At 66.9% G+C, this 6,206-nt stretch carries 7 protein-coding genes; 4 read left to right on the top strand and 3 right to left on the bottom strand.

The genetic code is table 11. From position 1 onward, the window contains the following. From I71_RS13625 to I71_RS13615, 3 genes are all read left to right on the top strand, one after another. Window positions 1-939, top strand: a 939-nt coding sequence (locus tag I71_RS13625) for an ATP-binding protein (RefSeq protein WP_042695397.1), incomplete at its 5' end; no start/stop codon positions are given. Window positions 940-1,112: 173 nt separating this feature from the next. After that, the gene (locus I71_RS34990) at window positions 1,113-2,432 is read left to right on the top strand and encodes a sensor histidine kinase (protein WP_083897147.1); all 1,320 of its coding nucleotides are present in this window, start codon (window positions 1,113-1,115) and stop codon (window positions 2,430-2,432) included. 37 nt (window positions 2,433-2,469) lie between these two features. Next, window positions 2,470-2,868 (top strand): response regulator, encoded by a 399-nt coding sequence (locus I71_RS13615; RefSeq protein WP_049976101.1) that lies wholly within the window; start codon window positions 2,470-2,472, stop codon window positions 2,866-2,868. Between the two features lie 7 nt (window positions 2,869-2,875). Here I71_RS13615 and I71_RS13610 read toward each other — a convergent pair whose 3' ends face one another. From I71_RS13610 to I71_RS13600, 3 genes are read right to left on the bottom strand one after another with little or no spacing between them, the layout of a single operon-like run. Continuing rightward, window positions 2,876-3,550, bottom strand: coding sequence for a nitroreductase (locus I71_RS13610; protein ID WP_042695396.1), 675 nt, complete (start codon window positions 3,548-3,550; stop codon window positions 2,876-2,878). Next, window positions 3,540-4,037, bottom strand: a complete 498-nt coding sequence (locus tag I71_RS13605) for an OsmC family protein (RefSeq protein ID WP_042695395.1) — start codon at window positions 4,035-4,037, stop codon at window positions 3,540-3,542. Before I71_RS13605 ends, I71_RS13610 begins: the two co-directional genes overlap by 11 nt. Before the next feature lie 14 nt (window positions 4,038-4,051). After that, window positions 4,052-4,945 carry an AEC family transporter gene (locus I71_RS13600; RefSeq protein WP_042695398.1) on the bottom strand — a complete coding sequence of 298 codons (894 nt, stop codon included), beginning with the start codon at window positions 4,943-4,945 and terminating at the stop codon, window positions 4,052-4,054. A gap of 552 nt (window positions 4,946-5,497) precedes the next feature. Here I71_RS13600 and I71_RS13595 point away from each other — a divergent pair. Next, window positions 5,498-6,206, top strand: a 709-nt coding sequence (locus I71_RS13595) for a glycosyltransferase (protein WP_244433820.1), incomplete at its 3' end; no start/stop codon positions are given.

Raw genomic sequence — 6,206 nt, 5'->3', positions numbered from 1 at the left:
GACATCTCCAAGCTGGAGGCCGGGCTGGTCGCTCCCAATCCGGAGCCGGTCGATGTCGCCGCCCTGCTGGGCCGGCTCCATGGGGAGTTCGCTCCGCTCGCCGAGGCCGCCGGGCAGAGCCTGCGTCTGGTGGCGCCGCATCTGACGACGCGGACCGATCCGCGCCTGCTGGAACGGGTGTTGCGCAACCTGCTGGCCAATGCGCTGCGCTTCGCCCCCGGCGGGCGGGTGCTGCTCGGTGCGCGGCGGCGCGGCGACCATCTGCAGATCGAGGTGTGGGACAGCGGCATCGGCATCGCCGACCAGCACATCGAGCGCATCTTCCAGGACTTCTTCCAAGTCGGCAACGCCGCCCGCGACCGGCGCGAAGGGCTGGGGCTGGGGTTGAGCATCGCCAGACGGCTGGTCACCATGCTGGGGGGGAGCATCGACGTGACCTCCGCGCTCGGTCGCGGCAGCCGCTTCACGGTCAGCCTGCCGATCGCAGACGCCAGGCCGGACGTGACGCCACGGGCGGGCGCCACCGGAAGCGCTGGCGTCGGTGGGAGCGGTGACGATGGCGGGCGGCTGGTCATGCTGGTGGAGGACGATGCCGTCATCCGCATGGCGCTGGTGCTGATGCTGGAGGATTGGAACTATCGCGTGGTGGAGGCCGGCAGCGGCGCGGAGGCGGAGCAGCTTCTGGCCAGCCTGATCGAGGCGGGAACGGAGCCCGACCTGATCCTTGCCGATTACCGCCTGCCGGGCGGAAACACCGGACTGATGGTGATGGACATGATCCGCCGCCGCCTGTCGCGCGACGTTCCCGGCGTGCTGCTGACCGGCGACACTTCGGCCGACCGTCTGCGCGAAGCGGCGAGCGCCCAGTGCGCGCTGCTGCACAAGCCGATCCAGCCCGTCCGGCTGCAGGACACGCTGGCATCCGCCCTGAAGCTTTAGCAGTGCTGTGCGGGTGCCATCGGGAGGGGGGCCTGTCCATTGGTATGGGAAGCCACCATGATCATTTGCCGGGGGAGCTTTTCTTGACCCACGTCAATGCCTCCTATTCGGGACAATCCAGACTGAGCGGACTGCGTCAAGAGGTGAACGACGGTGTAAAGCGGGAACGGTCCATGCCCTTCAATACGGATCCCAGCCTTGCGCGCCGTATGGTGCGTGCCCGTGCCGCGAGATTATCGGCATTGCTGCTTGGCGGCCTGTTCGTCGGTTTCCTGCTGCTCGTCGCCGTGTTCATCGAGTATCGCCGCGCCATCGACTGGGTCGACCACACCCGCGAGGTCATTTCCACCGTCGAGGCGTTGCAATCCGCTCTCTCAGACACCGAATCCGGCGAGCGCGGATACCTGCTGCTGCCGGATCCCGGTCATCTCGCCGCCTATGAGGAGGCGCGGGAGCACAGCCGTCGGCTGCTGGACAGCGTCGGGTCGCTGACCGCCGACAACCCGGTTCAGCAGGACACGTTGAAGGCGCTGCGCGCCCTGACCGCCCAAAGGCTGGACCAGATCGGCGAGGTGCTGCGGCAGGCCGCCGAAGGTGGGCTGGAGCGGGCGCTGGCGACCATCCGCGAGGGGACGGGCGCCAGCACCATGGCCGGGATTCGCCGCCTGACCGCCAGCATGCGGGCGGAGGAGGACATGTTGCTGGACCGGCGCAGCCGCCACGCCACCATCCTCGAACTGCTGACCATCGCCTATGGGGTGGTTTTCGCATCGGTCGCCGGCTGGCTCGCCCTTTCCACCGTCCGGCGGCTGGAACGGGACTACCAGGCCGAGCGGGCGGAGGGGCAGGCGCTGGCCAAGGCGTTGCAGGAGAACAGGATTCTGCTCGATGAGGTCAACCACCGGGTCAAGAACTCGTTGCAGATCGTCGCCAACCTGTTGCGGACCCAGGCGCTGCGGCATCGCAGCCAGGAGGTGCGCCAGGAACTGCTGGACAGCAGCAGTCGCGTGCTGGCCATCGCCGAGGTTCATCGCCGGCTCTATGGCGAGGGTGCGGTGTATGACACAGTCGAACTGTCGGACCTGATCCGCAGCATCGCCGAGAACGCCGCCCAGCCCACCGCGAGCGGCGAGCCGACGATGAGTATGACGATCCGCGCCCCGTTGTCTGCGCCGGTCGACACCGCGGTGCCGGTGGCGCTGATCGTCAACGAACTGCTGACCAACAGCTACAAACACGCCTTCCCCGCCGGGCGGCCCGGCACGGTCACGGTCGATTTCGGGGTGAGCGGGAGCGAGATTCGCATCGACGTCGCCGATGATGGAGTCGGCTTGCCGGAGGAGGTTGCAAGCAACGGGGGCGGCTTCGGCCTGAACACGGTCCGAAATCTGACACGGCAAATCAGAGGCCGTCTTGAGATCGAACGTTTGACTCCGGGGACGCGCTTCCTTTTAACTTTCCCGTTGAAGCCGAAAGCGCCGACCCAAGCGTGACAGTTCCGGCCCTCCCGCAAGATATACAAGAAAAACAATGAAGATATTGATCATTGAGGATGAGTTCCTGATCGCCGAGGGTGTGTCGCTGACTCTCCAGTCAGCCGGCCACGAGGTGACGGGAATCGCCGATGATCTGCCCTCCGCCCTGGCCCTGGCCGGGCAGGAGCGGCCTGACATGGCCTTCGTCGACATCAAGCTGGCCAACGGCTCGAACGGGCTCGACGTTGCCCGCGAACTGAAGGCGATGGGGGTGGCCTGCGTCTTCGCCACCGGGAACCCGCCCAACAAGGCCCAGGCCGGCGGTGCCGGGCTGGGCTATATCGCCAAGCCCTTCTCGCCGCGCGTGCTGTTGCAGACCGCCGCCTTCGTGGCCAAGAGTCTGTCGCCCTGCGCACCGGAGGCTGTGGCGCCCAACGGGTTCGTCACCCTGTAGGGTGCTGTCAGAATCCGGTGAAGCGGGTGAATGACGTCGCCGGTTCGCGGTCGGTCGGGAAATTGTTTTCCGGTGCCGACCAGTCGGCAAAGCCCAGCGCCATGCCGCTGGCGATGATCTCGGTGTCGGGCAGGTCCAGATGCCGCGCGGTGATGGCGTGGCGGTAGCAGAAGGCCGCCTGCGGGCAGGTCTCCAGCCCGAAGCCGCGGGCGACGATCATCACGGTCTGCATGAACATGCCGAGATCGAGCCAGCCGCCCTTGCCCATGTCGCGGTCGATGGAGAAGAACAGCCCCACGGGCGCGCCGAAGAACAGCCAGTTGCGGCCATGCTGGCGGGCCATCCGCTCGCGGTCGCCCTTGCCGATGCCGAGCGCCCCGTACAGCGCCCAGCCCACCGCCCGCCGGCGGCCGAGATAGGGCTCCCGCCAGTTTTCCGGATAATAGGGATATTCCGGCACCTCCGGCTCCCCCGCCTCATGGGCGGCCAGCAGCTCCGCCGACAGGGCGGCGCGTGCCTCCCCGGCGATGGCATGGACCTTCCAGGGCTGGATGTTGGAGCCGCTCGGCGCGCGGGCGGCGAGGTCGAGGATGCGCAGCACCGTCTCCCGCTCCACCGGGGTGGGCAGGAAGGCGCGGATGCTGCGCCGGCCGGCAACGGCGTCGAGGACGTCAACGGTCATCGCCGGCCACCTCTCCTTCGATCTCCACCGTCGGTTCGTGCCGGACCGGAAAATTCACCGAGCGGGCGATGAAGCATTTTTCCGCCGCCCGATGGTGCAGGGCAAGCGCCAGTGCGGCATCCGCCCCCGGCGCCAGCGTCACCCGCGGTCGCAGCACGACGGCGGTGAACTGGCCGCCGCCGTCGCCCTCCTCCTCCATCACGCCATCGGCATCGTCGGAGTAGGCGGTGACGACGATCCCGGCGCTGGCGCAGAGATGCAGGTACCAGAGCTGATGGCAGGAGGAGAGGGCACCGACCAGCATCTCCTCCGGGTTCCAGCGCGCCGGATCGCCGCGGAACGCCGCATCGGAGGTGGCGGAGATCGCCGGCTTGGTTCCGGCGCTCAGCAGATGGTCGCGGCTGTAGGCCCGGTAGGCCGAGGTGCCGGTGCCGAGATTGCCGGTCCAGTCCAGCCGGACGGCATAGCGGTGTTGCCTGTGCGCCATGAAACCCCTCCCTTCTACTGCATCACGAACATCAATAGCGCCGGCAGCCCGACGAAGGCCATGGCGGTGGACCCCAGCACCATGCCGGCCACGTCCTCCGGCGCATTGCCATAGCGCAGCGCCCAGAGATAGTTGAAGACCGCCACCGGCATCGAGCTTTGCACCACGACCACGCCGCGGGCCGCCCCGGTCAGCCCCATCGCCCAGGCCACCAGCAGCCCCATGCCGAAGCCGACCGCCAGCCGGAAGGCCGACATTGACAGGGCCCTCACGGCTCCCGACAGCCGAAGCTTCGACAGCGCCACCCCCAGCGAGAACAGCATCAACGGCACGGCGCAGTTGCCCAGCAGCGTGGTGGTGTTGCCGATCCACACCGGCAGCGGCAGGCCAGAGAGCTGGATCGCCACCGCCAGCGCCACCGCGTAGATCGTCGGCGTGCGCGCCATCTGCCCCAGGTCGAAGCGCCCGGCGGCCAGCGCCGGACCCAGCGTGAACTGGCCGACCGACATCACCGCGTAGAACAGCACGGCCAGACTCAGGCCGTTCTCGCCGAAGGCGAACAGGCAGACCGGCAACCCCAGATTGCCGGCGTTGGGAAAGGCCATCGCCGGCACATAGACCCGCAGCGACAGTCCCGACGCCAGCAGCACCGGAATCGAGGCCATTGCCGTCATCCCCATGCACACGGTCGCCGCCAGCGCCATCTCCGCCATCACGTCGGCCGACAGATGCAGCCGGGTCAGGGCGGAGAAGACCAGGCAGGGCGACGACACGTTGATGGCGAAGGTGGTGATGAAGGCGCTGTCATAGGGCAGTTTCCCCCGCGCCCAGCAATAGCCGAGCGCCGCGACGACGAAAACCGGGGCCAGCACGGCAAAGACGTCGGACAGAAGGGTGGAGGTGGTCATCGGGACGAAAGGGAACCTGTGCGGCGATCGATGGAAAGGCGAATTGTCCGCCACCATGGCGACAATCCCGCGCAGCGTCATCACCCCAATCGAAAACCGGCGCGCAATGCAGCCGCGCGATGACTCGGGTTGCATCAGCGGCAGCGAGCTTTCCGAGTCGCACCCATCCGTATGCGGTCCCCATCGGCCGCCGGCCGCCGCCAAACCGCAGCCCCAACCACATTGCCGCAGAAAATCCGGCATTTTAGGGGGTTTCAGCCGGAGTGAGTAACGATTTGTAACGAAGCTTGAGCCATAAGGGTTCACCCACTAGGGTGGGATGGCCTCATTCTGCGGATTCGCATGACAAATTCGTCCGGCGCCAAGACCGTTGTTCGTCCTCTGAACAATAGAGCGCAGCAGTCCAAACGTCAGCCCAGCCTGAGCAATCGCCGCTTCTCATTGCGATCTGTTCTGCTCTGGATTTTATTGTTGCTGTCGGCGGGTTTGTTTCTTGCTTTGGCGGCGCTTCCCGTTGGAAGATTTGCAAGCGCAGCCATCTCGGCGGGCGTGGTGGCGGCGGCCTTCGTGCTGGGGCGCTTCGCCCAACGCTTCTGGCATGCCCGCACCCTGACCGTGCTGCTGCTGGCCTTCGTCACCTTCCGCTATTTCTTCTGGCGCCTGACCGGCACGCTGCCGCCGGTGGACGATCTGGTGAATTTCATCCCCGGCGTGACCCTGTTCGCGGCCGAGGCGCTGTCCTTCGTCCTGTTCCTGACCTCGCTGTTCGTCATCATCGACCCGCTGGTCCGCGAACCGTCGGAACCGACGGGCGATCCCGCCTTCTGGCCCAGCGTCGACGTCTACATCCCCTCCTACAACGAGGAGCCGGAGCTGCTGGAGACGACGCTGGCCGCCGCGGCCTGCATCGACTACCCGCGCGACAAGCTGCATGTCTATCTGCTGGACGATGGCGGCACCGACCAGAAGCTGGCCAACAGCAACCCGGAGCTGGCCGCCGCGGCTTCGGCCCGGCGCCAGACGCTGACCGCGCTGTGCGAACGGCTGCAGGTCACCTACATGACCCGGCCGCGCAACGAGCATGCCAAGGCCGGCAACATCAACCATGCGTTCCAGAAGACGTCGGGCGACCTGGTGCTGGTGCTTGACGCCGACCATGTGCCGACGGTGGGCATTCTCAAGGCGACGGTCGGCTTCTTCCAGCAGGATCCCGGCCTGTTCCTGGTCAGACGCCGCATTTCTTCGTCAATCCCGACCGGTC

Source organism: Azospirillum sp. B506 (genome assembly GCF_000333595.1).
GTDB lineage: Bacteria > Pseudomonadota > Alphaproteobacteria > Azospirillales > Azospirillaceae > Azospirillum.
Note: the sequence above shows the minus strand (reverse complement) of the source record. Positions and strands in the feature narration are given on the sequence as shown.